Origin of the sequence: Hominilimicola fabiformis, assembly GCF_020687385.1 — a bacterium.
Classification (GTDB): domain Bacteria; phylum Bacillota; class Clostridia; order UBA1381; family UBA1381; genus Hominilimicola; species Hominilimicola fabiformis.
The window spans coordinates 1-24,971 of the sequence record NZ_JAJEQM010000010.1 but is presented as its reverse complement, the minus strand read 5'-3'; the positions used below and the strand labels follow the sequence as shown (position 1 = coordinate 24,971).

23 protein-coding genes and 4 pseudogenes are annotated in these 24,971 nt (G+C 35.0%); 17 read left to right on the top strand and 10 right to left on the bottom strand.

What is annotated here, in order from left to right; translation table 11 throughout:
• Genes LKE05_RS08040 through LKE05_RS08000 form a run of 9 tightly spaced genes read left to right on the top strand, consistent with a single transcriptional unit; the run spans window position 1 to window position 6,490 of the window.
• Window positions 1–1,197: a baseplate J/gp47 family protein gene (locus LKE05_RS08040; RefSeq protein WP_308456481.1), complete on the top strand. Its 1,197-nt coding sequence runs from the start codon at window positions 1–3 to the stop codon at window positions 1,195–1,197.
• Between the two features lie 27 nt (window positions 1,198–1,224).
• Window positions 1,225–1,773, top strand: a complete 549-nt coding sequence (locus LKE05_RS08035; RefSeq protein WP_308456480.1) for a putative phage tail protein — start codon at window positions 1,225–1,227, stop codon at window positions 1,771–1,773.
• 4 nt (window positions 1,774–1,777) lie between these two features.
• Window positions 1,778–4,300, top strand: a complete 2,523-nt coding sequence (locus tag LKE05_RS08030) for a hypothetical protein (RefSeq protein WP_308456479.1) — start codon at window positions 1,778–1,780, stop codon at window positions 4,298–4,300.
• Between the two features lie 15 nt (window positions 4,301–4,315).
• Window positions 4,316–4,729, top strand: a complete 414-nt coding sequence (locus tag LKE05_RS08025; protein WP_147514559.1) for a hypothetical protein — start codon at window positions 4,316–4,318, stop codon at window positions 4,727–4,729.
• 16 nt (window positions 4,730–4,745) lie between these two features.
• The gene (locus LKE05_RS08020; protein ID WP_308456478.1) at window positions 4,746–4,889 is read left to right on the top strand and encodes a hypothetical protein; all 144 of its coding nucleotides are present in this window, start codon (window positions 4,746–4,748) and stop codon (window positions 4,887–4,889) included.
• Window positions 4,890–4,892: 3 nt separating this feature from the next.
• Window positions 4,893–5,174 (top strand): hypothetical protein, encoded by a 282-nt coding sequence (locus LKE05_RS08015; RefSeq protein ID WP_308456477.1) that lies wholly within the window; start codon window positions 4,893–4,895, stop codon window positions 5,172–5,174.
• A gap of 14 nt (window positions 5,175–5,188) precedes the next feature.
• Entirely contained in the window at window positions 5,189–5,389 is a 201-nt protein-coding gene (locus LKE05_RS08010) for a holin (RefSeq protein WP_147514558.1), read from the top strand.
• Between the two features lie 2 nt (window positions 5,390–5,391).
• Entirely contained in the window at window positions 5,392–5,676 is a 285-nt protein-coding gene (locus tag LKE05_RS08005) for a DUF6275 family protein (protein ID WP_308456476.1), read from the top strand.
• A complete protein-coding gene (locus tag LKE05_RS08000) occupies window positions 5,660–6,490 on the top strand; it encodes a peptidoglycan recognition protein family protein (protein WP_308456475.1) in 831 nt (276 codons plus the stop codon). The genes LKE05_RS08005 and LKE05_RS08000 overlap by 17 nt, the downstream gene beginning before the upstream one ends.
• Window positions 6,491–6,601: 111 nt before the next feature.
• On the opposite strand, the gene LKE05_RS07995 is transcribed toward LKE05_RS08000, so the two are convergent.
• Window positions 6,602–7,282: a hypothetical protein gene (locus tag LKE05_RS07995; protein ID WP_308456474.1), complete on the bottom strand. Its 681-nt coding sequence runs from the start codon at window positions 7,280–7,282 to the stop codon at window positions 6,602–6,604.
• A 169-nt stretch (window positions 7,283–7,451) separates the two neighbouring features.
• Between LKE05_RS07995 and LKE05_RS07990 the strand changes: the two genes are divergently transcribed.
• Both LKE05_RS07990 and LKE05_RS07985 read left to right on the top strand, forming a co-directional pair.
• Window positions 7,452–7,658: a helix-turn-helix domain-containing protein gene (locus LKE05_RS07990; RefSeq protein ID WP_147514316.1), complete on the top strand. Its 207-nt coding sequence runs from the start codon at window positions 7,452–7,454 to the stop codon at window positions 7,656–7,658.
• Between the two features lie 99 nt (window positions 7,659–7,757).
• The gene (locus tag LKE05_RS07985) at window positions 7,758–8,213 is read left to right on the top strand and encodes a manganese catalase family protein (protein WP_308456473.1); all 456 of its coding nucleotides are present in this window, start codon (window positions 7,758–7,760) and stop codon (window positions 8,211–8,213) included.
• Here the strand turns inward: LKE05_RS07985 and LKE05_RS14075 are convergent.
• The 3 genes and pseudogenes from LKE05_RS14075 to LKE05_RS07975 form a co-directional block, all read right to left on the bottom strand.
• Window positions 8,178–8,286 (bottom strand): annotated as a pseudogene (locus LKE05_RS14075) (SEC-C metal-binding domain-containing protein); the annotation flags it as partial. The gene LKE05_RS07985 and the pseudogene LKE05_RS14075 overlap by 36 nt on opposite strands.
• Window positions 8,287–8,301: 15 nt before the next feature.
• Window positions 8,302–9,294, bottom strand: a pseudogene (locus tag LKE05_RS07980) (IS30 family transposase).
• A 143-nt stretch (window positions 9,295–9,437) separates the two neighbouring features.
• The gene (locus LKE05_RS07975; protein ID WP_308456472.1) at window positions 9,438–10,334 is read right to left on the bottom strand and encodes a Fic family protein; all 897 of its coding nucleotides are present in this window, start codon (window positions 10,332–10,334) and stop codon (window positions 9,438–9,440) included.
• 82 nt (window positions 10,335–10,416) lie between these two features.
• Here LKE05_RS07975 and LKE05_RS07970 point away from each other — a divergent pair.
• Window positions 10,417–11,202 (top strand): annotated as a pseudogene (locus LKE05_RS07970) (IS30 family transposase).
• An 8-nt stretch (window positions 11,203–11,210) separates the two neighbouring features.
• Window positions 11,211–11,362: pseudogene (locus tag LKE05_RS07965) on the top strand (IS3 family transposase); the annotation flags it as partial.
• Window positions 11,363–11,398: 36 nt separating this feature from the next.
• On the opposite strand, the gene LKE05_RS07960 reads toward LKE05_RS07965, so the two are convergent.
• On the bottom strand, window positions 11,399–12,436 hold the full coding sequence (locus tag LKE05_RS07960; protein ID WP_308456471.1) for a HipA domain-containing protein: 1,038 nt from the start codon (window positions 12,434–12,436) through the stop codon (window positions 11,399–11,401).
• Between the two features lie 191 nt (window positions 12,437–12,627).
• On the opposite strand from LKE05_RS07960, the gene LKE05_RS07955 reads away from it, so the two are divergent.
• Window positions 12,628–15,105 (top strand): excinuclease ABC subunit UvrA, encoded by a 2,478-nt coding sequence (locus LKE05_RS07955; RefSeq protein ID WP_308456470.1) that lies wholly within the window; start codon window positions 12,628–12,630, stop codon window positions 15,103–15,105.
• A 42-nt stretch (window positions 15,106–15,147) separates the two neighbouring features.
• On the opposite strand, the gene LKE05_RS07950 is transcribed toward LKE05_RS07955, so the two are convergent.
• The 5 genes from LKE05_RS07950 to LKE05_RS07930 all read right to left on the bottom strand — a co-directional run bounded on the left by LKE05_RS07950 (window position 15,148) and on the right by LKE05_RS07930 (window position 20,065).
• Entirely contained in the window at window positions 15,148–16,668 is a 1,521-nt protein-coding gene (locus LKE05_RS07950) for a recombinase family protein (RefSeq protein WP_308456469.1), read from the bottom strand.
• 31 nt (window positions 16,669–16,699) lie between these two features.
• Window positions 16,700–16,831 carry a hypothetical protein gene (locus LKE05_RS07945; RefSeq protein WP_022230532.1) on the bottom strand — a complete coding sequence of 44 codons (132 nt, stop codon included), beginning with the start codon at window positions 16,829–16,831 and terminating at the stop codon, window positions 16,700–16,702.
• 47 nt (window positions 16,832–16,878) lie between these two features.
• A complete protein-coding gene (locus tag LKE05_RS07940; protein WP_308456468.1) occupies window positions 16,879–17,535 on the bottom strand; it encodes a hypothetical protein in 657 nt (218 codons plus the stop codon).
• Between the two features lie 68 nt (window positions 17,536–17,603).
• Window positions 17,604–18,401 carry a hypothetical protein gene (locus LKE05_RS07935; RefSeq protein ID WP_308456467.1) on the bottom strand — a complete coding sequence of 266 codons (798 nt, stop codon included), beginning with the start codon at window positions 18,399–18,401 and terminating at the stop codon, window positions 17,604–17,606.
• Window positions 18,398–20,065 carry a hypothetical protein gene (locus tag LKE05_RS07930; RefSeq protein ID WP_308456466.1) on the bottom strand — a complete coding sequence of 556 codons (1,668 nt, stop codon included), beginning with the start codon at window positions 20,063–20,065 and terminating at the stop codon, window positions 18,398–18,400. Before LKE05_RS07930 ends, LKE05_RS07935 begins: the two co-directional genes overlap by 4 nt.
• A gap of 330 nt (window positions 20,066–20,395) precedes the next feature.
• On the opposite strand from LKE05_RS07930, the gene LKE05_RS07925 reads away from it, so the two are divergent.
• The 3 genes from LKE05_RS07925 (at window position 20,396) to LKE05_RS07915 (ending at window position 24,674) form a co-directional block, all read left to right on the top strand.
• Window positions 20,396–22,855, top strand: coding sequence for a hypothetical protein (locus LKE05_RS07925; RefSeq protein ID WP_308456465.1), 2,460 nt, complete (start codon window positions 20,396–20,398; stop codon window positions 22,853–22,855).
• Window positions 22,856–22,970: 115 nt separating this feature from the next.
• On the top strand, window positions 22,971–23,579 hold the full coding sequence (gene fic, locus LKE05_RS07920) for a protein adenylyltransferase Fic (protein ID WP_308456464.1): 609 nt from the start codon (window positions 22,971–22,973) through the stop codon (window positions 23,577–23,579).
• A gap of 9 nt (window positions 23,580–23,588) precedes the next feature.
• A complete protein-coding gene (locus tag LKE05_RS07915) occupies window positions 23,589–24,674 on the top strand; it encodes a HipA domain-containing protein (protein ID WP_178832548.1) in 1,086 nt (361 codons plus the stop codon).
• The last annotated feature ends 297 nt before the right edge of the window (window positions 24,675–24,971 follow it).

Below are 24,971 nucleotides of genomic sequence, written 5' to 3'. Positions count from 1 at the left end.
ATGTCGCAATTTATTATTCCTGATTTTATAAAAAATGCGGATGTCAATAAGATACATAAGCGAATGAGAGATAATCTGCCAAATGATATTGACAAATCTGAAGGTTCGGACGTTTGGAATTTAACCTATCCAACGGCATATGAACACGCATATTTTGCACAGTTTTGTATTCTAAATGCTCTTCGATTGATATGGCCCGAATTTAGTTATGGTACATATGCAGATTATCACGGAGCATGCAGAGGCATGGCAAGACGAAAGGCACAGCATGCTACAGGAAGTGTCAAGATTATAGGTAATATAGGTGTAAATATCCCCAAAGGTACAGTTTTTACTACTGCACAAATCGCTGATGAAAGTGTAACGGAGTTTGTTACAACAGAAAATGTGTCAATAGGTGATAATAAAACGGTAACGGTTAATATCATTGCGGCTATAGCGGGAAAATCGGGAAATGTTCCGGCAAATACTATCACTGTTAATAGTGATAAAATTGTCGGTTTATCCAGTATTACAAATGAAACAGCTACAACAGGCGGCTATGATGAGGAAAGTGATGAAAATTTTATTGAGCGTATCAAGGAATATGACCAGTCACAGGATAATTCTTTTATCGGAAATGATAACGATTACAGACGTTGGGCGTTAGAAGTTGACGGAGTAGGTGAGGCTGTTGTAATCAGTCCTGAAGATAATCCGAATGTTGAAGATGATAGTGGTGTTGTAAATATTATCATAGTTGATTCAAATGGAGTTCCTGCAGATACAACATTATGTGCGGCGGTTTACAATCATATTATGCAACCAGTGCCGTTATCGATAGACGGAAAAAAGACGGACGGTCAAACCACCACAATCGAACGGCTTGCACCGCCCGGAGTTATTCTTGAGGTTACAGCACCAACAACTATAGCTATCAGTGTTTCGGGCTTAATTGAATTGGATAATACAGTTGGAATTGAAGATATAAAGAGTAATTTTATTTCGTCAATATCTGAATATATTGTACAAGCAATAAAAGACGGTGAAGTGCGATATAGTAAAATTGCATCTATTTTATCAAATACCGCGGGTGTAGCTGATTATAAAAATTTGATTGTAAACGGAAATAACACAAATGTACAGCTGATGTTAAATCAAATTCCTACAATATCAGAAACAACAATAAAATTTGATGTTGGACTTGTAGACGGGTAGGTGTAGTATATGTATTCAACAGAATTAATGGAGCAGATATTAACCAGTGAGATAGGACAACAGATAATACAACGAGTTACCAATAAATATGGTAACAGTTATGTCGGACTATGGTTATTTCAGATTATCGGAATGTCTAATGACGAGGTTAAGGCAATGGTTGAAGATTTCAAAAATCAAACGCTGCCACAAACAGCGACATGGTCTTTATCATTATGGGAGCAGTCAATGGGCTTGCCTGTTAATGAAAGTGAGAGCGTAGAGCAACGTCGGCAGAATATTATAGAAAAACGTCGTAGACGAAATGCTATGAATCCTGCAAGAATAGAAGAAATAATATCAGCAATGACAGGTGCAGCTGTGCGAATGGACGAATATTACGCTAAAAATAGATTTGCAATATATATTTCATCTATTCCGTCAACGGTAGACGAAGAATCTGTTAGAAAAAAAATCAAACTGATTAAACAATCGCATAAAGTGTTTGATATATTTTATGAACAAGCTACTAAAGGAGATATATATGTTGGTGGTGTTATTCAAAAATCAAAAGAAATTACATTAGAGGAGGTATGATAATATGGAAAAATTCTATCCTACAAAAGCAGGTCTTGAATATGCTGCATTAACCGCACAAGGTAAAATTATAGAGTTTACCAAAGGTAAGTTTGGTGATGGGATAAGAAGTACAGAAAATATAGCAGAGCTTACTGATTTGATACATCCTCTTGGCGAATTGCCAATATCAAAAAAGAGTGTAAAAAACAGTACAATAATTACAACGACACAATTTTCAAACAGGGTTGGCTGTAGTATATTGCCAACTTTTTATTTGATGGAAATAGGGTTATTTGCAAAGGTGGTTAATGCTGACGGTACTGATGATGACGAGCATCCGGAAACATTAATAGGATATGCGTTTGATGGCCACGGCGATAAAATCATCGGTACATCATTAAGTGAATTTATCATTAATATTCCGTTGACAGTCGCTGATGTCAATAATGTAACTGTTGATATTGACAGTCTTGTATATCCAACATTAAAGCAATTTGAAGATGAAGTCAATACAAGAAAAACAGAAGATGAAGAATTACAGAATAGTTTGAATGTACATATCACAGATACAAGCAATCCACATGGTGTCACGGCAGAACAGATTGGATTGGACAAAGTCCCAAACGTGGCAACGAACGATCAAACACCAACATATTCTCAAAATTCATCTTTGAGCAATATTACAAGTGGAGAAAAGTTATCAGTTTCGTTTGGAAAAATTATGAAAGCAATAGCAGATTTAATCAGTCATATTGGTAGTAAATCTAATCCGCATAGTGTTACAAAATCACAAGTGGGATTGGACAATGTACCAAATGTAGCGACAAACGACCAACAGCCGACTTTTGCTGAATCGGGTACACGAACCAATATAGCGAGTGGTGAAACGCTAAGCACATTGTTCGGTAAGATAAAGAAATTCTTTGCCGATTTAAAAACGGTAGCGTTTACAGGTTCATATACTGACCTGTCAAACAAACCAACGTCAATGCAAAATCCGAATTCATTGACACTGACAATGAACGGCTCATCATCAAGCTATAACGGTTCGGCAACAGCAAGCAAGTCGTGGTATGCTCCAACGAGTGCAGGCACAGCAGGATATAGATTAATAAGTAATGGTAGTGGTGCTCCTGTATGGCAACAACCACCATATGCAGAATGTACCACTAATGATAATGTGGCGGCGAAAACTGTTTCTATATCAAACTTTAGATTGGTTATAGGTGCAAGAATTGTTGTTAAATTTAATTCGTCACATACCTCTACAGAAGGAGCAACTCTAAACGTAAGCAATACCGGAGCTAAACCTATTATAAAATTCGGTGCTCGTTCTTTTTTTCATAATGGGGTTATAAGCTACGCACCAATAACCTCATCAAAATCTTGGAGTGCTTTAGAAAGTTTAGAGCTTGTGTATGACGGTACGAATTGGGTTATTGTCGGCTCATCAGGTTATACATCAGGTGGTAGAAATTCTTCTGTTATCACTATAGGTTCGACAACTGATGAGGTGGAAGGAAGATATGTGGACTATATGTGTAATCAATATGAAGATGCTGGGATTGTCATACAAAAAGCTATTGATTTGCTACCCAAAAGTGGTGGTAAAATTATTCTTTTAGAGGGCACATATAATTTGTCAACTCAACTCACACATAGTAAAAATATTATAATTGAGGGACAAGGCAAAGGGATTACGAAAATCAATACAAGTAATAAGGTTCTTATATCTAAAACATCTGAAACAAACGCAACCGCAGTATTTAAGAATATGGATATTAATTTCGCTTGTAGAACTAATTGGTCACCTGATGTTGGCGCTTTTAGCGACTATACCTCGTTGGAGTTTGATAATTGCTCAATTACATATGCAAATACACTACATAATACAGATTCACTATTTAAAAATTGTAATGTAAAGTTGAACAACAGTAAAATAACGGTAACATTGCCTGCAAAACGCTATGATAACAGCCATCCTTGTTGGTGGATATTTAGAGATTGTACTGCCGAAATTATTGACACAGATATAATATTTCCTACAACAAGTAATAACACACTTAGCAATGGTGTTTTTTACAGGTGTGAGGGTAGTATGGTTGGCGGTTTTATAAAGCATATAGGCACAACTGTTAGTAGCAATCATAGCTATATTGAGGACGACTCTACAATGAATATTATTGGCACACAAATTGAATGTAGGCGATTTAGTCAATCAGAAACGACAACAGGAAACTTTAACAGTCTTGCTAACTGCCGAATTAAGATACTTCAAGCAGAAGGCTATTTTAGTGCATCTCATATTAACCATTGTGACTTGTATATATCGGCGTCAGTGATTTTCTGTGCTTATTGTATGGCATCTAACTGTAAGTTATGGTTTTCGGCGGCGAGTTTGGCTACATTGAAAAATTATTGTTTCTTTGAGGCGTGTTACGTGAATCAATCGACTTGGATAAGTTCACAAGGAACAGGTGTATCAACTACTGATACAAAAACAGGAATAAGCATAACAGCACCGTCTTTCAGAAGTGTAAGTTAATTGGGAGGAGCAACTATGAATATAAGTGAATTTTTTAGAATTACACCCGACAATATTGTACAGTGTGTAAATTATATCGTGACTTTAAAGACCTTGAAGTCAGTGAAATACTTAGATGAAGGTTATGATGACCCGGATAACTTTGATTTGACTTTTGAATATTTTTTGAATGAAGAGGAATCCGACAGTTACAAAACAGATTATGTTGACAAACATAAACTGTTAAGTATTCAAAATGTAGAAAAGTTGAATAATCCATATACTTGGATGGAGGGTATAAAGCTAAGAACGGATGACCCATACACTGAATTGGCTGAAATAGTCCAGTATGGCAGTAAAGAGGCTTATGAGGCATCTTTGCCACAAGCACAGGATGAATTTAATATTGATATGGACTACAGAATGTCTAAGATGGAATTAGGATTATAAAGAGGAGGAAATATCAATGACATATGGATATTGTAAAAAAATAATTGCAAGCGGTAGATACGATAAGAATTCGATGAAGGATAAACTTGACGTGTTTCTTCTTGCAGAACGTATTACTGATGATGAATACAAAGAATTAATGCAAATGATGGAGGATTAATTTATGGAAGCAGATGACAAGGAGTTGTGGGAAAGGCTGACCGTGGTTGAGCAATCGACTAAATCGGCTCACCATCGACTTGATAGCCTTGACCGGTTGACTGAGAGTGTACATATCTTGGCGACTGAAACTAAGGCTATGAGGGAGGACGTTTCGGATATTACATCACGAGTTGACGAGATAGAGAAACGTCCGACTAAACGATATGAAACAGTTGTAGGTGCAATAATTACAGTATTAGTTGGTGCTGTAATAGGGTACGTTGTAAAGATGTTAGGATTTTGAGGAGGTAATGAGTTATGAAAGAATGGTTTAAAGCCGCAGGTATTCGTGCTATTAAGACAGTAGCACAGACAGCCGTTGCTACAATCGGAACGGCAGTCGCATTGGGTGATGTGAATTGGGTATTGGTAGGTAGTGCATCTGCTTTGGCAGGTGTGCTTTCGCTCTTAACTTCTGTTGCAGGTTTACCTGAAGTAAATAATGAAAGTAGGGAATAAATATGACAGATAAAAAATTTATAAAACTGATAAAAGAAACAATCGTTGACTATTTTAACAGTCATGTAGATAAGACAGACCATAAAACAATTACTGAAGATAATGTATATATTGTTTGGAGCTGCAAAACCTTGCAGAATTTTAAAGCGTTGGCGTCAACAACTGTATCGGACGGAATGTATTACGAAATAACCCATAACGGAGATAAGAACGAAACATACTTTGATGTTTATAAGAAGTGGGAAAATTTCGTTGTTAGAGGTGGTAAGTATGAGGACAATAAATGATGGTTTCCCAATCAAACAGTTCAAGGGTATTGACATTGATACGTCAATACAGTCATCATCGGCAAACTATTACACATACAGTAGCCGTGTAGTGAAATTCATTGTAATTCATTACACAGGAAATGCAAAGGACACCGCAAAAGCAAATGCAACATATTTTCATAATGGTTCACGAGGTGCATCGGCACATTTGTTTACTGATGATGATAGTTGTTATCAATCAGTCGCATTGAATAATGCTGCATGGGCGGTGGGCGGCACAAAGGTATATAAGCATGCCGAATGCCGCAACATAAACAGCATATCCATTGAAATGTGTTGTAGCGGAAATTCCATTGTATCTGAAAAAACAATCAACAATACCGCATATTTGTGCGCTGAATTGTGTAAATACATAGGTATTACGGCAGATACCGTTGATATATTTGTTTTGCGCCACTATGACGTGTGGGACAAACAGTGTCCGGCACAGTGGGCAACTGAGAACAGTGCCGGTTGGACGACATTCAAAGAAAAGGTTAAGGCGATTTTAAGAAATGAGGAGGGACTGACAGTGTCACAATATGAGGAACTTATCGAAAAAATAAAAGAGTTAGACAATAAAAAGGCAGATAAATCAGAAATGATTTATGACTGTATCGACCACAATATGCCTGAATGGGCGCATAAGCCTGTTCAATGGTGTTTGGACAATGGTATTGTATCAGGCACAGATGACGCACATCTTGACTTGAACAATACAAAATTGTGGGTATGCGTTATTGTATATCGTGCAGTTAAATTTGTTGCCGGATTGATGAAAATTAAAATCTGATTAAAAAATAGGGTGTCTAAACTGTAATGCTTAGGCATCCTATTTTACAATACTACTGAAAGTATATTTCCAAACCAGAAATTATATATAAGTATATTAATATTGTTGAAATTAGTTGTTCATTAATTCTTTCAACCGTTCTTTACAATAATTTATTGACCAAAGTAATTTAGCTTTTATACGAGTGTCAGTTTCATTAGATAATTCTTTTTCTAAAAATGAAATATAATTATTAATTTTATTTTTAATATAATCATAATTTTTTGTTCTTGTTTTTAAATAGTCTATAAAATATTTATTATCACGGTCTTTTTTTATAAGTTTAGAATTATAATTATTTGAGTTTAGTTTTGAAATAATGGTATCAGATATGAGAATGCGTGGATAAATAGCTTTTTTCGATTCTAATTCATAAGTTTCCAATAGCGCAGGACCTAATACTAAATTGTCGGATAAATAAGATTGACCAATAGTTACACCACCTCTGATTAGTTTATTGTTATCTGAAAAAAATTCTTGTATGATTGCAAGAAATTCAATTAATTGTAAAGCAATTTGAATCGGATCATCATTGCTTTTTATAATTCTCTCAAAAACAATATTATCAGAAAAAATCTTATGTTTTATCTTTGGGTCGATGCAATATGGCGCAATATGTATTGCTGACTTATACATATTATTCATGGTGTTAAGAAAGGAACAATCTTTCTCATTTTGCATTGCGTTACTTGTTCCTAATACATCAATAAAAGCAAATGCTGAAGTGTAATAAGATATTTTATTGCTTGACATATATAATTCTCCATTCATTAAATATTCTACATTATATATACCACCAAAATTGTACTTATAACATCAAAATATCAAAAAATGATAAAATATATATTGTATGGATAAAATATAACAAATGTCACATCAACATACAAAAAAGTGATATACTATTGCAAGAGGGACGCAGAAAATGGCAATTAGAATTTTACTAAGCCGAAAGCTCGGTGAGCTACGGTGGAACCAAGCACAACTTGCACGAAAAACTGGAATAAGACCGAATACCATTAATGAATTGTATCATGAGTTGGTAGAACGTGTTAGCCTTGAGCAACTTGATTTGATATGTAAAGCATTGGATTGCAAATTATCAGATATTCTTGTCAGGGACGACGATTAATACATAATTTGTGCAAAATGAAGAAAGAACGATTATTTTTAATCGTTCTTTTTTGTGGGCTATTATGGATAACATCAGTGTGCATAAGAGCTTGCTCATTTGGAAATTGTCGGCTCACTTGTTGCACAGCTTTCAAAAAATGCTCCGCCTAAAGAGTGGAGCGAAATGGGCTCGTGGGAGTATTATTCGGATAACGGTGCGTCAGTGTTCCCACAAAGCTCGCAAGGTTCACCTTTTAACGCCGCAAGCATCGCCGTAACCGGTGATCCGCTTACAAATCTCTATGAAGACTTGGCTGCAGAACAAAAAGCACGTGCCGTATATGATAACATACTTAAATTGTCAGATGACCCTGACGTTAATGAAGTAATTAAATTCTTGCGCCAGCGTGAAGTAGTACATTTCCAAAGATTCGGTGAAGCAATTTTGACTCATTCAAACAGATTTAGGGGATATAAAAGGTGTGTGAAAGTGCAATTTATAGACATTGAAAATTATAAATTTTTAATTGAAATATTATTATTGATAAATGGCCGCACTCCTGTCTGTATCTAAATCTTTGTCAACACAACATTTTTTTATGTTTTTTCCCACTTCCACACGGACACGGATCATTACGACCAATTTTTTATTCCTTGAATTGTCAAGTCAAATGCAACGATATATCAAAATAAACTTCAAAAGGCGATTTCCAGTTCAAGCATTTGCGTGGACGCTGATTTAAAATAAGAGTTTTATCTCTAATTAATGATGGTTTAATTTCTGTCAAATCCTGTTTTTTAGGAAAATATTCGCGTAGAAGTCCATTAGTATTCTCATTAGTACCTCTTAGCCATGGTTGATGTGGTTCAGGAAAATAGAATTGCACATCATTTAGAGCTTTGCTGATTTCTTCATGTCGTGAAAATTCTTTACCTCTATCAGGTGTAATTGTTTTTGTTTGACTATCTTTTAACATATGAATTATCGCTTGTTTTACACTGATAGAATCTTTTTTTGCTACTTTTTCGCACAACAAATAACGACTCTTTCGGTCAACAAGCGTTACTAAACACGCTTTTCCTGTTACGCCTGCAACAGTATCAGCTTCCAAATCGCCTATTCTCTCTCATTGATTTGCTTGTTCTGGTCGTTCTGAAATGTGATGACTAATTTTAATTTTGCCTCTCGTTTCAATACAACCATTTTTATGTCTGGTTTTTCCTTTATGTCTTAACTTTCTTGCAACTCCACGTTGCCCAGGGGATAATTTTCCTTCTTCTAAAAATCCTCGATATATTCCACGATAAATTGTAGCATAACTAATTTGTATAGGATTTTTCTCATGTTTTAAACGAAATGAAATTTGTTCCGGAGACCATTGATATTGAAGAAACAAGAATTGAACAGTTTTATGAATATCAGTATTTAATAACAATGGTTTTCTACCACATTTGCGTCTTCGAATTTCATATTGCTTTTGTGCGTATGATGGCGAGTAAATGCCTTCAGTATTAGTATTACGCTTAATTTCACGAGATACCGATGATTTATCTCTCTGCAATTCTTTGGCTATAAAACTAATTGTTTTCTCTTGTGCAAGAAAAAACAGTATCTTTTCTCGTTCTTTTGTGGTAAAATGTTTGTAGTGGCTCATGGGAATCATCCTTTCAATAATAGTCGTTGCAATTCTATTATACTGGATTTTTCCCTTTGAGTCATTATTTTTTTACTTGTTGCACTTATATTGTAAATTCAAGTCATAAATAAACTCCTAAATTTATAAATCGCTATTTTGTATTACTCGATATACGGTACCTTAAAATAATCCAAATACTTTTTGAACTTATCCTGTGCCGCAAGGCAAGTATCGGTCAAATAACCTTTTTCATTGTTCCATTCGGACAGACCTCTGTAATAGAACATCTTCAAATCTTCATCAATTATAAATGGAACAATATTATTTTTCAGGCATTCTTTAAACATAATAAGTCTTCCTACTCTGCCGTTGCCGTCTTGAAACGGATGTATTGTTTCAAAACTATAATGAAAGTCTATGATTTCTTCAAGCGTATGCTCTTCTTTTTGATTATAGTCTTTTAAAAGTGCTTTAATCTTAGTTGCAACATCTTCTGGTTTTGCGGTTTCTTTTCCGCCGACTTCATTGGGGAGCTTTTTATACTCGCCCACATTAAACCAATCTTTTCTTGAATCAGATGTACCGGATTTTAAAGTATAATGCAACTGTTTTATAAACTTTTCTGTGAGCTTGTATTTTGCATTATCAATTATCATATCGATACATTTGAAATGATTTGCCGTTTCAATAATGTCATCAACATTAAGTGCATCATTTTCCACTCCGATTGTATTGGTTTCAAAAATATATCTCGTTTGGTCGTGGGTAAGTTTGCTTCCCTCAATGTGATTTGAATTATAGGTAAATTCAATCTGTATTTTATGATATATTCCGCCGGAAATATGAGATGCTTTCTCTGATTTCAATCGTTCAAGCAATGTTTGAGGCTCATTGCTTTTTTTATTTTTTCTTTTGGTTTTTTCTGCGTTTTCGGGAATATTCCAAGTCTTACCCGTTAGGAATGCACCGGGTATTTTATCCTCGGCACAGTATTTTCTAACACCACGCTCGGACATATTCCATTTTTTCGCCATTTGCGATACAGATAAATAGTTCATAAACTCACTCCTAACATCTATTTATATTATACCACATTACAGGAACAAAATCAATAAATTTAAAATTATTTTCAACGCATTTGTGCCGATAACGGCATATTTGCAATTAATAAAACCATTGTTATTAAATGCTGATATTCATAAAACTGTTCAATTATTGTTTCTTCAATATCAATGGTCTCCGGAGCAAATTTCATTTCGTTTAAAACATGAGAAAAACCCTATACAAATTAGTTATGCTACAATTTATCGTGGAATATATCGAGGATTTTTAGAAGAAGGGAAATTATCACCGGGGCAGCGAGGGGTTGCAAGAAAGTTAAGACATAGAGGGAAAACCAGACATAAAAATGGTTGTATTGAAACGAGAGGTAAAATTAGTCATCACATTTCAGAACGACCAGAACAAGTGAATCAACGAGAGCGAATAGGCGATTGGGAAGCTGATACTGTTGCAGGCGTAACAGGGAACGCTTGTTGACCGAAAGAGTCGTTATTTGTTGTGCGAAAAAGTAGCAAAAAAAGATTCTATCAGTGTCAAGCGATAATTCATATGTTAAAAGATAGTCAACCAAAAACAATTACACCTGATAGGGGCAAAGAATTTTCACGACATGAAGAAATAAGCAAAGCTCTAAAGGATGTGCAATTCTATTTTCCTGAACCACATCAACCATGGAAAAGAGGTACTAATGAGAATACTAATGGACTTCTACGCGAATATTTTCCTAAAAAACAGGATTTAACAGAAATTAAACCATCATTAATTAGAGATAAAGCTCTTATTTTAAATCAGCGTCCACGCAAATGCTTGAACTGGAAATCGCCTTTTGAAGTTTATTTTAATATATCGTTGCATTTGACTTGACAATTCAAGGCAGATTAAAAAATGAAATGTTTTATGGACGCTCATGGATAGGCGTCACGATGGAAGATTTCATAAATGAGCTTAACAGCTATTAACACAAAACGAATAAAAATCTCTCGGATATATGAGCCCGGTAGAGTACAGACATAGCCTTGTACTATTTTATGCTGATAATCAAATATGTCCGTACTTCTATTTATTGCTCTATCTGATTATATCCGTTCATAATAAATTCAGTTATTTCCTTACTTCTGACACGCATCCCGACTGATTTTATAACTTTTAAAATAATTTCTTCTGTCAGAGGTGGAATATATTTTTTCAATCTGTTATCAAATTCAAGCAGTTCGTTAAATAAACTTACGAATATATCATTTTTTCTCTTAATATTTTTAGGATAACCTCTTGATATAAGTGCCATATTATTGTCAAAATTCGGTGCTAAACCCAAAACATCACCTGTATTAATATCACGCAGAATACCGAAATTAAATGTATGCCTATCAGGATTTGCACATATTGTATCAAGAAACAACATTTTCACATAATCGCATATGCAATTAGGGCAAAGGTCTTTTAATGTCTCAAGAGTTTGTATATAGTCCTCGCAGTCATTCATAAAATTAAATGCAGGCTCAAAATTAACCATGGCATTATCGGTAAAATCCTTTGTTTTAATAACACCATTGCCACGTTTGTATTCAGCCATATTAAAGCCTAATTCCATTCCGAGTTGATATATGAAAAATTCTGAAAACATTTCATCGTGATTAGCCTTTTTATACATCCACCAATCGCCGTTAATCAGTTTCCAACACTTTTCAAAGCTACCTATATTGGTAAGTTCGGGAGTTTTTGTACTTTTGCTATGCGCCGCTCGATTAAAACTGTCGTAACTGCCGGTTAAAGCAAGTGTGGCAAAATAGTCGTTGTCAAAACGAACATCGGCATAGCAAAGGTCGCTGTTAATCGGTTTTATCCAATAATTATCCGTAATGGTGACTGCATTCACTGATAAAACAGAGCCTATATCGTCACGTTCGGTAAGACGCAAAGCCTTTTTAAGAAGTCTTGAATTTGCTCTGTGTGAGTCGATAGCTCTTGTTTCAAGCCACTTCGGAACATTGCTTGTAAGTTCCAAATACATTGGAGCAAGTGACGGCTTAATCAGATTTAATTTGTTATCTATCCATTCTGCCACAACGGTATCTCTATTCATTATTAAAAAGTCCATGAATCTCACCTCTTTTGAAAATATTATAGCATATCGACAACACAAACGCAATATATAAAAATACCTATATATCCCATTCGCTTACTTTGTTTTCTTCTTTCCGATTTTTAGCAGAATATTGACAAAATAGATATGCTTGTGATATGCTTTTTTCAGTGTGTTTTTGGAAAAGATATTTAGGAGTAAAACCAATGATAGAAAAAATACTTATTCGTGGAGCAAAAGTCCACAATCTTAAAAATATAGATGTAGATATTCCGTTGGGGAAAATTGTAGGTATTGCAGGAGTGTCAGGCTCGGGTAAGTCCTCTCTTGCAATGGGTGTATTATATGCAGAGGGTTCTCGGCGCTATTTGGAAGCGCTGTCTACTTACACTCGCCGCCGAATGACACAGGCATCGAAAGCAAGTGTAGATGAGGTGCTTTATGTACCCGCCGCACTTGCATTACATCAGCGTCCCGGTATACCAGGAATACGCAGTACATTCGGAACGGGAACGGAGTTGCTAAACAGTTTGCGACTTATGTATTCACGTTTATCAAACCACCGTTGCCCAAACGGACATTACTTAAAACCGTCACTGGCGGTTGCCGCAGGGAAGGAATTAGTCTGCTCGGAATGTGGCGTTCATTTTTATGCACCGTCGGCAGAGGAGTTGGCATTCAATTCACAAGGTGCTTGTCAAAAATGTGGTGGTACAGGAATTGTTCACACCGTTGATATGGCATCACTTGTGCCTGATGACTCTCTTACGATTGATGATGGTGCAGTTGCTCCGTGGAACAGCTTGATGTGGTCATTAATGACGGACGTTTGCCGTGAGATGGGGGTGCGTACAGATGTACCGTTCCGTGACTTGACGGAACAGGAAAAAGATATTGTCTATCACGGTCCGGCGGTTAAAAAACACCTTTTTTACAAATCCAAAAATACGGAAAATGCAGGTGAATTGGATTTTACATATTTTAATGCCGTTTACACGGTGGAGAATGCTCTTGCAAAAGTCAAAGATGAAAAAGGCATGAAGCGAGTAGAGAAATTTTTAAAAGAGGATATTTGTCCCGAATGTCACGGAACACGTCTTTCTGCCGCCGCCCGTGCACCGAAATTAAGAGGAATATCGCTTGATGAAGTTTGCAATATGACACTTTCCGAACTTGTGGATTGGGTGCGTGGTGTTCCGACAAGCCTGCCTGATGAGATGAAACCTATGGCTGAAAGTATCTGTGAAACTTTTGAAAGTATGGCGAAGAGGTTAATTGATTTAGGTCTTGGCTATCTGACTCTTGACCGTTCGGCAGCCACACTTTCGACAGGCGAACGTCAGCGTATGCAGCTTGCCCGTGCCGTGCGTAACCGCACTACAGGTGTTCTTTATGTGTTGGACGAGCCGTCAATCGGTTTGCACCCATCTAATATTGTCGGACTTACAGGTGTTATGCACGATCTTGTATCGGACGGCAATTCGGTTATTTTGGTAGACCATGACACGCAGATTTTGAAAGAGGCAGACTGGATTGTGGAAATGGGACCGGAAGCGGGGGCAAATGGCGGTCATGTGATTGCACAAGGTACAATCGCAGATGTGGAAGCAAACCCCGCTTCTCAAATAGGACCTTTTATATCCGGTAAAGCCGAAACAAAACTAAGGTCATGTGCCACAAAGGAAGAATTGTTCGCAAACGGAAATATTCATTTGTCCACATCTCAAATACATACGGTCAAGCCGTTGGAAGTTGACATTCCAAAAGGCAGACTTACCGTTGTTACAGGAGTGTCGGGTTCGGGCAAGACGACTTTGGTGTTGGAAAGTTTAATTCCCGCACTTGATGCAAACATAAACGGTCATGCGTTACCGGAGCATATAAGAAATGTTACCGCCGAGGGTATACGACGTATCAAGCTGATTGACGCAACACCTATCGGAATTAATGTTCGTTCTACGGTGGCTACCTATGCAGGTGTTCACGATGAATTGCGAAAACTTTACGCAAAGTCCGAGGACGCAAAAAATAAAGGCTATAAGGCAAGAGATTTTTCGTACAATACAGGCTCATTACGTTGTTCGGGTTGTGACGGTACAGGTGTTGTCAGTCTTGACGTGCAATTTCTTCCGGATGTAAATATTCAATGTCCTGATTGTCATGGCTCACGTTACTCAAGAATTGCTTATGATGTGAAGCTTACAAATAAAGCGGGTGAAAGTGTTTCTCTTCCTGAACTTATGGATATGGATATAAACACAGCTGTTGAATTTTGCAAGGATATGAAAACCGTCGGCCAAAAGCTGAATACGCTAAAACAGTTGGGACTTGGTTATCTGACACTTGGCGAGGAAACACCGAGCCTATCCGGCGGTGAAGCACAACGATTGAAACTGGCGAGTGAGATTGGAAAGATACAGAGTGATTCTGTTTTCGTGTTTGATGAGCCGTCAATCGGTTTGCATCCGTTAGATGTACAGGTATTGCTCAAAGTTTTTCAGGCACTTTTGGATAACGGTGCAACCGTAATTGTCATTGAACACGACCTTGACGTAATTCGCAATGCCGATTATGTTATAGATATGGGACCGGGAGGCGGTGAAAATGGCGGTAAAATCATTGCAAGCGGAACACCGCAGGAAATAAAATTGAATAAAAAAAGTATAACAGGCAGATATTTATAAAATTAAGCACCTATTTTCATAATCGAAAATAGGTGCTTTTTATTATATATTCCATACTACTTCACAAGTGCCGTCCTCACATATGAATATTTTATGTATAAGCACATTGCAAACGGCTTTGCGTTCGTCTGTATTTGCACTTTTCCACTTTTGTGATAGGTTTATAACACTGATTATTTCATTTTCTTCACTTTCAAGATCTTCGATTTTTTCTGTAATCGCCTTACTTTCTTCGGACAACTTTTTGGCTTTTTCGTTCAGAAGTGATTTCATATCCGATTCAAAGTTGTCGTCCAAAAGCATATTAACAATCTTTTCTTGTGACTGTTTAATTTCGCTAAGCTGATTTTTCAGCAGATTAATCTTGTTTGAATTGTCTGTTGAAATCTTTTTGCGAGAGCCTTTCAGTGACTGGAGTTTTTCGGCGATAAGGTTATATACCATATCTTCCAAACTGTCGGCATACAGCGTCACTTTAGGACCGTTACATATGCGATTATGCGACTTGCCTGTACAACTGAAATAACGTGTTTGTGTGCCGTCTTTTTTCTTACCGCCTTTTGTTACGGTCATTGTTCTGCCGCATTGCTTACAAGCAATTTTACCGCCGAGCCAACTTGTAGAGTTGTTGACGGAATTGCCGAGCTTTTTATTTTTCTCAATTTTCTTCTGACATTTTAGCCATAGGTCAGAATTTATAATACCATCATGCGGCATAACCACTATTTTAATATCCGACATATCATCCGCAGTATGCTTTGATTTGCCGTAGGTTTGTATTCCGTGCAAGCCGTCAAATTGATTGATGTCGCTCATGATGTTGGCATTGCGTTTTGAGTAGTATTCGTATATGGCGTTATCAGCCTTTACGTAGATTGGATTTTTTATGATGTTTGACAGTTTTGCGGTGGACCAACTGCCTGTGGTGGCTGAAATGTTGTTGTCAATCAAATTATCCATAAGCCGCCGCAACGTTACATTCGGTATTGAATAATTTTCAAAAATGTATTTTATCTGCTCAATTTCATTCGTAACAGGCTCAAACATTTTTGTTTTGACGTTGTTTATAACAGTATCTTTTAAATTAAAACCGTACGGACGGCGACCGCCCATATACAGTCCCATTTCACTTCTGTAAGCATATGCGTGTTTGACGCGTTCAATAATGCTTTTGCGTTCAAATTCGGCGAATACCATAAGTATTTTCACGATCATTTCACCGTACGGACTTGACGTGTCGAAGGATTCTTGAGAGGAAACAAACTGAACATTATGCTTTTTGAGTGTTTCCAAAATACCCACAAAATCCGAAAGACTTCTGCTGATACGGTCAAGACGGTACACAATAACCTTGCCGATTTTACCGCGTTCAATTTGACGCATCATTTTTTGAAAACCGTCACGGTCAACATTGCCGCCCGAATATCCGTTGTCGATAAATTCAATGGTTTTCTCACTGCGTTCATCAGGCTTGATTACTGATTTGCAGTATTCTATCTGTGTTTCGCATGAAATACTGTTTTCACGTTCTATTGATTTTCTTGCGTATAACGCAATCGCCATCTTTGCTTCCTCCTTTCAGATTTTAATAAAATTATTTCTTATCAAAGATACGATACAATTCTTCTATAATTTCTTGCTTTTGTTGCTCCGCTTGAGAAGTATTCACAAGCGAACGCTGATGTATTTGATATGTATTGTTTCTTATATCCGTGTATTCCGACATTATGATTACCTCCATTTTTAGTTTATTTTATGCGGTGTATGGTTTGTCTAAATACTCCCGCAAATCGGTAGGGGAGAATCGTTAAAGCCAAAACTGTCCTGCGTGATGATAACATCGGTAAAATCACAATTAAGCTCAGAATTGACTATTTTTAATATGTTGTAAAGACTAAAATCAAAAGTAATACTTGTCAGTCCTGACGGTGTTATGTATGCACTGTTTCGCTTGTATGTTCTGTCGCTGTAGTGACAATCGATAATTGTTCCTTTGTTGCCGTTACGAACGATTTCAAGCAAAATCGACCTGTGAATACGATTTTTTAGTCTTGTTTTATATGTATTATTATCGTTTACAAGAATTAAAAATTTATATTTGGTTTTGACTTGTGTTTTTAATTTGATATATTCTTCTGTTGATAAATGGTTTTCGATATCGCAAAATTCAATTCCGAAAAATGTTTTGTCAAGCTCATTTTTGAACACATCAATTAAACTGTCACAAGTACAGTGTGAAGTATGAAATTTGCAGGGAACGGCATGATGTCCGTTCCTTGCAGGTCTGTCGGTGTAAAAACAATCTGAAATGAAAATTTCGTTATTATTAATTTGTAGTTGTATGTATAACCGCCTCCCATGATTATTTTTAAATATGGCATGATATGTCTGCCCTTGTTTTTTGTCTAAATGTAAAATACTTTTTTGCATTGTGTTTTCCTCCTCTATGAAAATAATACATAAATGAAACAAGGGCAGTTACATATCGGCTTCAGCAATTACAAGCCATAAACTTGCTTGTGACCGCCATTCTCAAAAAAACTATACAAATTAGCATACAGCCTTTCGGAATTTCTTGATAATGAATCGCAACGAAGTTCTTCGCAATACTTATTTGGAATATCAGATAGGTATTCGTCAAATTTATCATAGTCCGGCTGTTGTTTCTTAAAAGCTTGAACCATGATATATAGCAATGCTTTTGCACATTGTGAATATGCTTGTTCTTTCTTTGTTTTTACTGTTTTAAATGCACTGAGTGCTTGTTCTGAGCATAATATACAGTTGCTTTTGAGTATTTCTCGGATGGATTTAGCATTGTACCCATCGAAACTGAAAACGACTGCATAATGGTTGATGGTTCTTAATTTCTTGTCGGTGTATGTTGTGATATGACCATGGTTTTTTAGCAGTATCCAAATGTATGGATAAAATGCAGCTACACCTTGACTTATAAGATAAAATAAGTCTTGACAAATCTTAATTATTGCGTTATCATCAAGTAAATAAGCTTGATTTACCAGTTGTATAAAATGATTATTAATTATTTTAAACGACTCGTTATTGTCTAAAATATTAATATTATTTAATACTGTTTTGATGAGCAAAGAATGAAATCTTTCATCCTTTTCACCTAATAGTCCAAGAATTTTTACCTGTTCTGTTGGTGAGATATGGTTAGGATTTAGAAGAAGCGAAATTGCTTCTTCTGATTTATTCTCTCCCGAAAGGTTATCATAAATTTGTGCTATTAGTTGATCATTCTTTGTGTATAGATTTTCGCTTTCAGTACTCATAGTTTGATGTCCTCCTTATCATAAGTCAAATAACGGTTGAGATTATTTCTTGGCAAACATATAACGGATTGCCTAAATTGTCCTTTTCGATATTCGTATGAACGATGGTTGTTCTTTGTTATAAGTAATTTCTCACTTTCTAATTTTTGGTAAAGTTCTTGCCGAGATAAATCAAACGAAATGCCTTCATTTTGGCATGCAAGTTTGATTTTAGCAAAAACATTAACGCTTTCAAGCCAAATGTAATTATCGTCATATAAAATATCTGTTTTTGGTGTGTCATTGGTGATTTTTGATGTATTTATTTTATGTAGCTTGTTTTCGACACGTAATGAGTCAAGTATCTTGAAAAATATGAAGATACTGTCGTTTTCAAGATAACGCTTGCTTTGCTCGGCGATGTAGTGACGAATGTTTGATGGAAAATCACTGATGTTGGTGAAAAATATATTTTTTGCAGTGCAATATTCGCAAAACATATCGTAAATTGCCAAAAACCAACAACACATTGATGTATAACGCGGGTGCCATTTCGGAGCTGCGTGATGGGAAATGCTATCTCGATGATCCAAGAATTTTTGCCTCAATTTAATACAAAAGTCAATATCTAATGTGTATTGAATAAAATCAGCCAATGCACCTCTGAACTCAGCTTGTGAGGCCTGTAACTCCGTTAATGCCTGCAAATTGACTGCCTCTTGGAAGTCGATAATGAACATACGCGGGATCGACGAAAATCGCACTTTTGGAATCTGTTCACCGGTGACAACCGTGATTGTATCAGACGATTCGGATACGATTTTTTTACCGCTCATTTTCTTAGCAACTGATGATTTGTCACCGTTAAGGCGTATAATTTTTTCAAGCGTGGCAGTTATTTCTCTGTCAGTATTTGTATAAAAATCATCAACAATTGTGATCATATCACGCGACTGTTTTAAGGTTGCTACAATACTGGCAACTGTGTCTTCAAAAGAACAAACACTAAAATTTTCATTATTATATGGATTGAGTGTAGCTTGAACCGTAGAAGTTTTATAGCTACCTGTGCGACCTATAACAGCCAAAATAAATGACGGTCGATCAGTGCCTAAGTTACCCAATCGTGATATACAAGTGCTTAAAAGCAGGGTAAACAAAAAGATGAGACCCTCTGTCTGACTTTTGAAGCATGGAAGATACTTTTCAAAAAAGAAGTTTGCACTCGCATGTTCGATTGTACAAGGACTTCTAAAAAATACATTTTTAATAGTGTTTGTTGAAGTTGGCGAGATGATGTTATCACCAAAAATGTATTTGTTATCAAATTCACCAACAAAACCGTAAACACATTCCTCGTCAATATTCTCCGATAGCTTATGGTAAATTTTCTTGCAAATGTCCCATTCATCTTCTGATAGGCGACTTACACCTTTTGTACCAAACTTGTAAACAAGATTAGGATTTTCAATTTCGGCCGGCTGAATTGAAATTTTTTTAAATATTCTCTTTCTTGTCATCAGCTTTACATCAATTTCAAATGTATCATTTGCATTAAGGTTGACGGTTCTGTGTTGTTTCAATGGTATTATCACAGCTGAAGGAACGGTCAAATTAGTTTCTTCTTCAATTTTGTCTATAATATCCTGGATGTTGTAAGTTTGTGAATAATTGGATGAGTCCATTATATTTCCTCCTATATAAGTTGATTTTTATTTGTTTTTCTCGTTCGGCGCATGATTACGCTATTTTTGCCTGCGAAATGAGGCCTAAAAGATTTCGCAAGCACTTCGCAAGTTACTGCTTTTTAGATTAATCTTTCAAGCGATCAGCTGATATATATAATAATATACTTAAATAATCTGTAAATAAATAATAAAATACGCAATATAAAAATGTTTTAGAAAAAAATATTGCATAATCTGTGCCAAAATGATATAATTTTATAAAATAAGTTTGGAATGAATGAGGATATTGTAATTTGAAAAATTAATTGGCAAAAAAGGTGGATTGTGATGTGGAAGAAATTTTGTGAGCAGGATACGAATGAAGAAAACAAACTGCGTATGAAATATGAACGTAGATTTCGTTATCTACTGAGATGGAATATAACGAATGAAGAAGGATTGTTTAAAAAAGAGTTGTTTGACAAACAACACGCAATAAGTTTAACCCGATTGGGAAAATATTTATTTGGCTATATGTGTGCAACTTCGAATATACCATATAAATATATTGGAGATTATTTATATGCGATAGAAAAAGAAAAGCCAATATCAAAATGGAGAACTAAGGGGGAAACTTTGTTTAATTATTTGGTGGAAAATGTTGTTGAATTTAAGTTGGATAAAGAACCTAGAACAGATATATCTGAAGAGTCGATTAAAGAAAATAATTCGTTTATAGTATTTATAACTAAATTTGAAGCGATTGATGGCGTGTGGGATAAGATGCTAAATGAAAACGATGAAGATAATTTCACTGAAACATTGAACGACACAGAATATAATCCCATAAATGATATGAAACAATACTTTGAAGGGATAATAGAAGGCATAGATGATAATTATTTAGGTAAGTATTATCGTAAGGAACATATAAAGGGCGGATATATAAAGAAATATAAATTTAAAGACAGATATACAATATTTTCAATAATACTTCTATATTTTCTAAACATTATATTTTGTTTTTACATTGGTGAACAAGGATGGTTATTTGGAAGATTTACAAAAAAAGAAGACAGCGTTCGAATTGAAGATTTAAAAGACATTATGTTCATAATAAATAAAGACATGTATGGAGCATGGGGTACAGGTGAAGAAAATATGAATAATAAAAAAAATATACATGTTGAAAATCCACAAAAAGATATAGAACAACAGATGCGTAAATATATTATTAAAAATTTTTTTCAACCAAATAAAAAATGCAATATTTCATTCAACAGACTTCCGTATATGAAATTCTTAATAATAAATAATAAATTTTCTGATTTTGTTGATGAACTAATCAAGGATATTGCTGTTTGGGTATATGAGAAAAATCATTGCGAAACGAAATACATAAACTGTGCGAAGATTATTATTGATGATATGAAAAATGCTTTTAGTAAAATCGTTCGAAACGTTTACTATGGGGAAAATTATAACTATAAAAATGAAGAAAACCTTATAGATCCCGAATTCTTTTGGGAAGAAGAGTCTGAAAAGATCATGCTTGATATATTATCTATATTCAGTATATTAACGAAAGAAGCAAATAATTACGGTATAAAATGCAAAGTACCGAAAACGGAGCGTACAGCAATAACCAAAGTTGATGGTGGCAAAGGGGAACTAATAAGCGGATTACGATTGTTTGTTGATAATATGTTGACCGATAAATGTTCTCAGTTCAGTAACAATGAGGGCTATAACAACATGATCAATAGTATTGGCGGATATGAATTTGAAAGATTATTTCAACCTATCAACTTTATATTGGATTCGATGATAAGTATTAAAATGGATGAAGATAAGAATTTGAAAAATAGGATTAAAAATATACGCCACTATAATAATGTGAATGACAAATATAAGTATATAGTTAATGTAACAAATTACAGTACATACCCTTTATTTTTGGGGACGTATTTGAAACGTATGTATCTTGAAACTGAGATAAACGTTGATAAATGGGTATTTTATTATATAAAGAATTATCGAGAGTGTTTTTGTGACATTTATAATTCTTATGAAGATGAAGAAGATGAAGAAGATGAAGAAGATGAACAAACATTGGAATTTTCTTGTGAATATGATAAAAAATACGTGGACCAGACGGTGGAATTCCTTTTAAAAGATAAAGAAACAGAAGATGAACAAACATCGGAATTTTCCTATAAAGATGAAGAAGATGAACAGACACAGGAATTTTCTTATAAAGATGAAGAAACAGAAGAGGAACAAGCACAAGAATTAGATGCATTTGCTGATGAAATAAAAGATATATTTCATCAAAATAGTTACGGCATGATGAATATAGAGAATAATTATATGGAAGCTATGTTATCCGAAACGTTTAGATATAAAGATATAGATAAAAATATTAGATTATCCGTGAGAGTGAAGGATGCATTTATAAAATACAATAGAGATAAGTGGTTAGAGAAGTTCAATGATGTAAATACTGAGTGGATAAATGAGTGTATTTGCTTGGGTGAATTTTTCGAAAATATAATGAAAGAAATGTTTGAATATTTGGAACAGATTTGCGAAAAAGAAGATATTATTGCTTGGAGCAGAAATGTTGTTGAGGAATGTAAAAAAGAAGATGATATAAATAAGTTTTCCGAACATCTGTATGGTATTTGGAATAGCGTCTATAATTATGCCATAGACAATAAAATTGCAATAACTAAAGTGCGTAATGAATATTTTGAAAAATATTTCTCTTCGTTGAAAAATGAAAGAAGACAAGAGGAATTGCTATAAGATTTAGTGAAATAGTTTTTGCACAAATATCATTGGAATGTGGCAAGATATGTGATATAATAAAATATATAATTGAAATCATCAGTTAAATTGTTCAGAATACGGAGGGGTGAAAATGGCACTTGAAAATAGATTAGGTATAACAGATTCTGCTGAACTTGCACGGACAGAAGAAAAAATAAGCAAGCAAAAGGCACTGAAACTGTTTGAAACAGGTATTCTTGATACATTGACACCCGGTACGTCTGAAACGCTTTGTGCTATTCATAAATATTTATTTGAAGATATTTACGACTTTGCGGGAAAAATCAGAGAAGTAAATATTGCAAAGGGGAATTTTCGCTTTGCTCCGTTGATGTATTTGTGTTCGGCACTTGAGAATATTGATAAAATGCCTCAATCCTCATTTGATGAAATTATCGAAAAATATGTTGAAATGAACATCGCTCATCCGTTTCGTGAGGGCAACGGCAGAGCAACTCGTATTTGGTTGGATTTGATTTTGAAAAAAGAAATCGGAAAGGTTGTTGACTGGAGCAAGGTTGACAAGGAAGATTACCTGCTTGCGATGGAGCGTAGTCCTATTCGTGATATTGAGATTAAATATGTTCTCAAAAATGCGTTGACAAACAAAATAAATGACCGTGAAGTGTATATGAAGGGCATTGACACGAGTTATTATTATGAGGGTTACACAACTTTTAAAACGGAAGATTTAAAGTAGGTGCAGAGTATGGATAAGTTTACAATCCCTAATAGTGGACGAGAGACAGAGAAAGTAAAAAGATATACTATTATGTTTGAAAATATTCCCATTCTGGAATTCAATATAGAAACTGATGAAGTTACGGTGTATGAAAAAGCACATCTTCCGTTTGGATTGCGTGGCAAAGAAAAAATATCTTCTGCATATGTTTTAGATTGGCTTAATAATAGAATAAATAATCTCAACAGAACATATATGAATATGGTTTATATTGCTCGTAAAATTGGCAGAGACAGAGATAAGGTTATTAAGGACAGTTCGGGTATTTCTTTTACCGATAATTTTTGGATAAGGACTCATGATTCTATTGCAGATTTGGACGAACTCAAAAAATTAAGAGATGATAATCTTGCCCTTAATAATGTGGCATTAACAGGTGAAATTACCGAAAATGAAGATATGCTAAAGGGCTTTACATCTTTATTTACTACAAAAGGATACTTTCCTAAAGCCGTATTTGGCGGTTATATTTATAAGTTGAAAAAAGATTCTGTATTAGAATATCCGGCATATCTTATAGGAAAGCAAATTGGTGTAAATGTTGCAGAAGTAGCTTTGGATGGGGAATATGTAAAGATTAAAATTTTTACAGACTACTCAACTTCTCTTGTTCATGCAAGTGAACTGAAAACATATTTTGATACATCAGACGAAATATATAATATCTTGATAAATGATGATAAGTATCGGGACATTATTAATCAGTTGCAGAGAATGTATATATTTAATTATATTATAGCAAACCCTGATTTGCATGATGATAATTATGGACTTCTATACAATAGTGAAACATTTGAATTTAAGTCTGTATCACCGTGTTACGATCACAATGTTGCTTTTCAAGAGGGATTGTTAGGATTGTCAAGAACAACAATGGGTAATTCTGCATCTATTCCGTTAGATGACCTTTGCGAACATTTTATAGTCAATTACAAGGATATTGCTCAAAAACTTAAATCAATAGATTTAGACGAGGTTAAAGCATATCTTTCCGAAAGACAGTTCAATGAGCTTAACGAACGAATTACGAATGTAATTAGCTGGAGTGAATGACGAAATATTCTAAATTAAAAAGAATATGTTATGTAAAACAAAAGTATAGTCATGGACTGGTTTTAAAGGTAATCCAAGACTATACTTTTTACTCTCACACTTTTTTAGCATCAGCAAATTTGTAAATTAATTCCGGTAAATTGAACGGCTCAGGTAATGAACTTCTGCAAGGCAGAGGCTTTACCGATATACCGAGCTTGTGAAATTTCTTTAGTAATTTGAGAGTGTGAGAAAAAGTCTGTAAAAAATAATCCTTCTATGATAGAATATAAATAAATCATAGGAGGAATTTTTTTA

Bases quoted from the DNA above. Each gene is read 5' to 3' on its own strand.
- LKE05_RS07940 (WP_308456468.1), bottom strand. From the start codon at position 17,535: ATGCAAAAAAGTATTTTACATTTAGACAAAAAACAAGGGCAGACATAT.
- fic (WP_308456464.1), top strand. From the start codon at position 22,971: ATGGCACTTGAAAATAGATTAGGTATAACAGATTCTGCTGAACTTGCA.
- LKE05_RS07995 (WP_308456474.1), bottom strand. From the start codon at position 7,282: ATGTCAAGCAATAAAATATCTTATTACACTTCAGCATTTGCTTTTATT.
- LKE05_RS07925 (WP_308456465.1), top strand. From the start codon at position 20,396: ATGTGGAAGAAATTTTGTGAGCAGGATACGAATGAAGAAAACAAACTG.
- LKE05_RS07950 (WP_308456469.1), bottom strand. From the start codon at position 16,668: ATGGCGATTGCGTTATACGCAAGAAAATCAATAGAACGTGAAAACAGT.
- LKE05_RS07945 (WP_022230532.1), bottom strand. From the start codon at position 16,831: ATGTCGGAATACACGGATATAAGAAACAATACATATCAAATACATCAG.
- LKE05_RS08000 (WP_308456475.1), top strand. From the start codon at position 5,660: ATGAGGACAATAAATGATGGTTTCCCAATCAAACAGTTCAAGGGTATT.
- LKE05_RS08035 (WP_308456480.1), top strand. From the start codon at position 1,225: ATGGAGCAGATATTAACCAGTGAGATAGGACAACAGATAATACAACGA.
- LKE05_RS08020 (WP_308456478.1), top strand. From the start codon at position 4,746: ATGACATATGGATATTGTAAAAAAATAATTGCAAGCGGTAGATACGAT.
- LKE05_RS08025 (WP_147514559.1), top strand. From the start codon at position 4,316: ATGAATATAAGTGAATTTTTTAGAATTACACCCGACAATATTGTACAG.
- LKE05_RS08030 (WP_308456479.1), top strand. From the start codon at position 1,778: ATGGAAAAATTCTATCCTACAAAAGCAGGTCTTGAATATGCTGCATTA.
- LKE05_RS08005 (WP_308456476.1), top strand. From the start codon at position 5,392: ATGACAGATAAAAAATTTATAAAACTGATAAAAGAAACAATCGTTGAC.
- LKE05_RS08015 (WP_308456477.1), top strand. From the start codon at position 4,893: ATGGAAGCAGATGACAAGGAGTTGTGGGAAAGGCTGACCGTGGTTGAG.
- LKE05_RS07955 (WP_308456470.1), top strand. From the start codon at position 12,628: ATGATAGAAAAAATACTTATTCGTGGAGCAAAAGTCCACAATCTTAAA.
- LKE05_RS07960 (WP_308456471.1), bottom strand. From the start codon at position 12,436: ATGGACTTTTTAATAATGAATAGAGATACCGTTGTGGCAGAATGGATA.
- LKE05_RS07915 (WP_178832548.1), top strand. From the start codon at position 23,589: ATGGATAAGTTTACAATCCCTAATAGTGGACGAGAGACAGAGAAAGTA.
- LKE05_RS08040 (WP_308456481.1), top strand. From the start codon at position 1: ATGTCGCAATTTATTATTCCTGATTTTATAAAAAATGCGGATGTCAAT.
- LKE05_RS07990 (WP_147514316.1), top strand. From the start codon at position 7,452: ATGGCAATTAGAATTTTACTAAGCCGAAAGCTCGGTGAGCTACGGTGG.
- LKE05_RS07975 (WP_308456472.1), bottom strand. From the start codon at position 10,334: ATGAACTATTTATCTGTATCGCAAATGGCGAAAAAATGGAATATGTCC.
- LKE05_RS07935 (WP_308456467.1), bottom strand. From the start codon at position 18,401: ATGAGTACTGAAAGCGAAAATCTATACACAAAGAATGATCAACTAATA.
- LKE05_RS07930 (WP_308456466.1), bottom strand. From the start codon at position 20,065: ATGGACTCATCCAATTATTCACAAACTTACAACATCCAGGATATTATA.
- LKE05_RS08010 (WP_147514558.1), top strand. From the start codon at position 5,189: ATGAAAGAATGGTTTAAAGCCGCAGGTATTCGTGCTATTAAGACAGTA.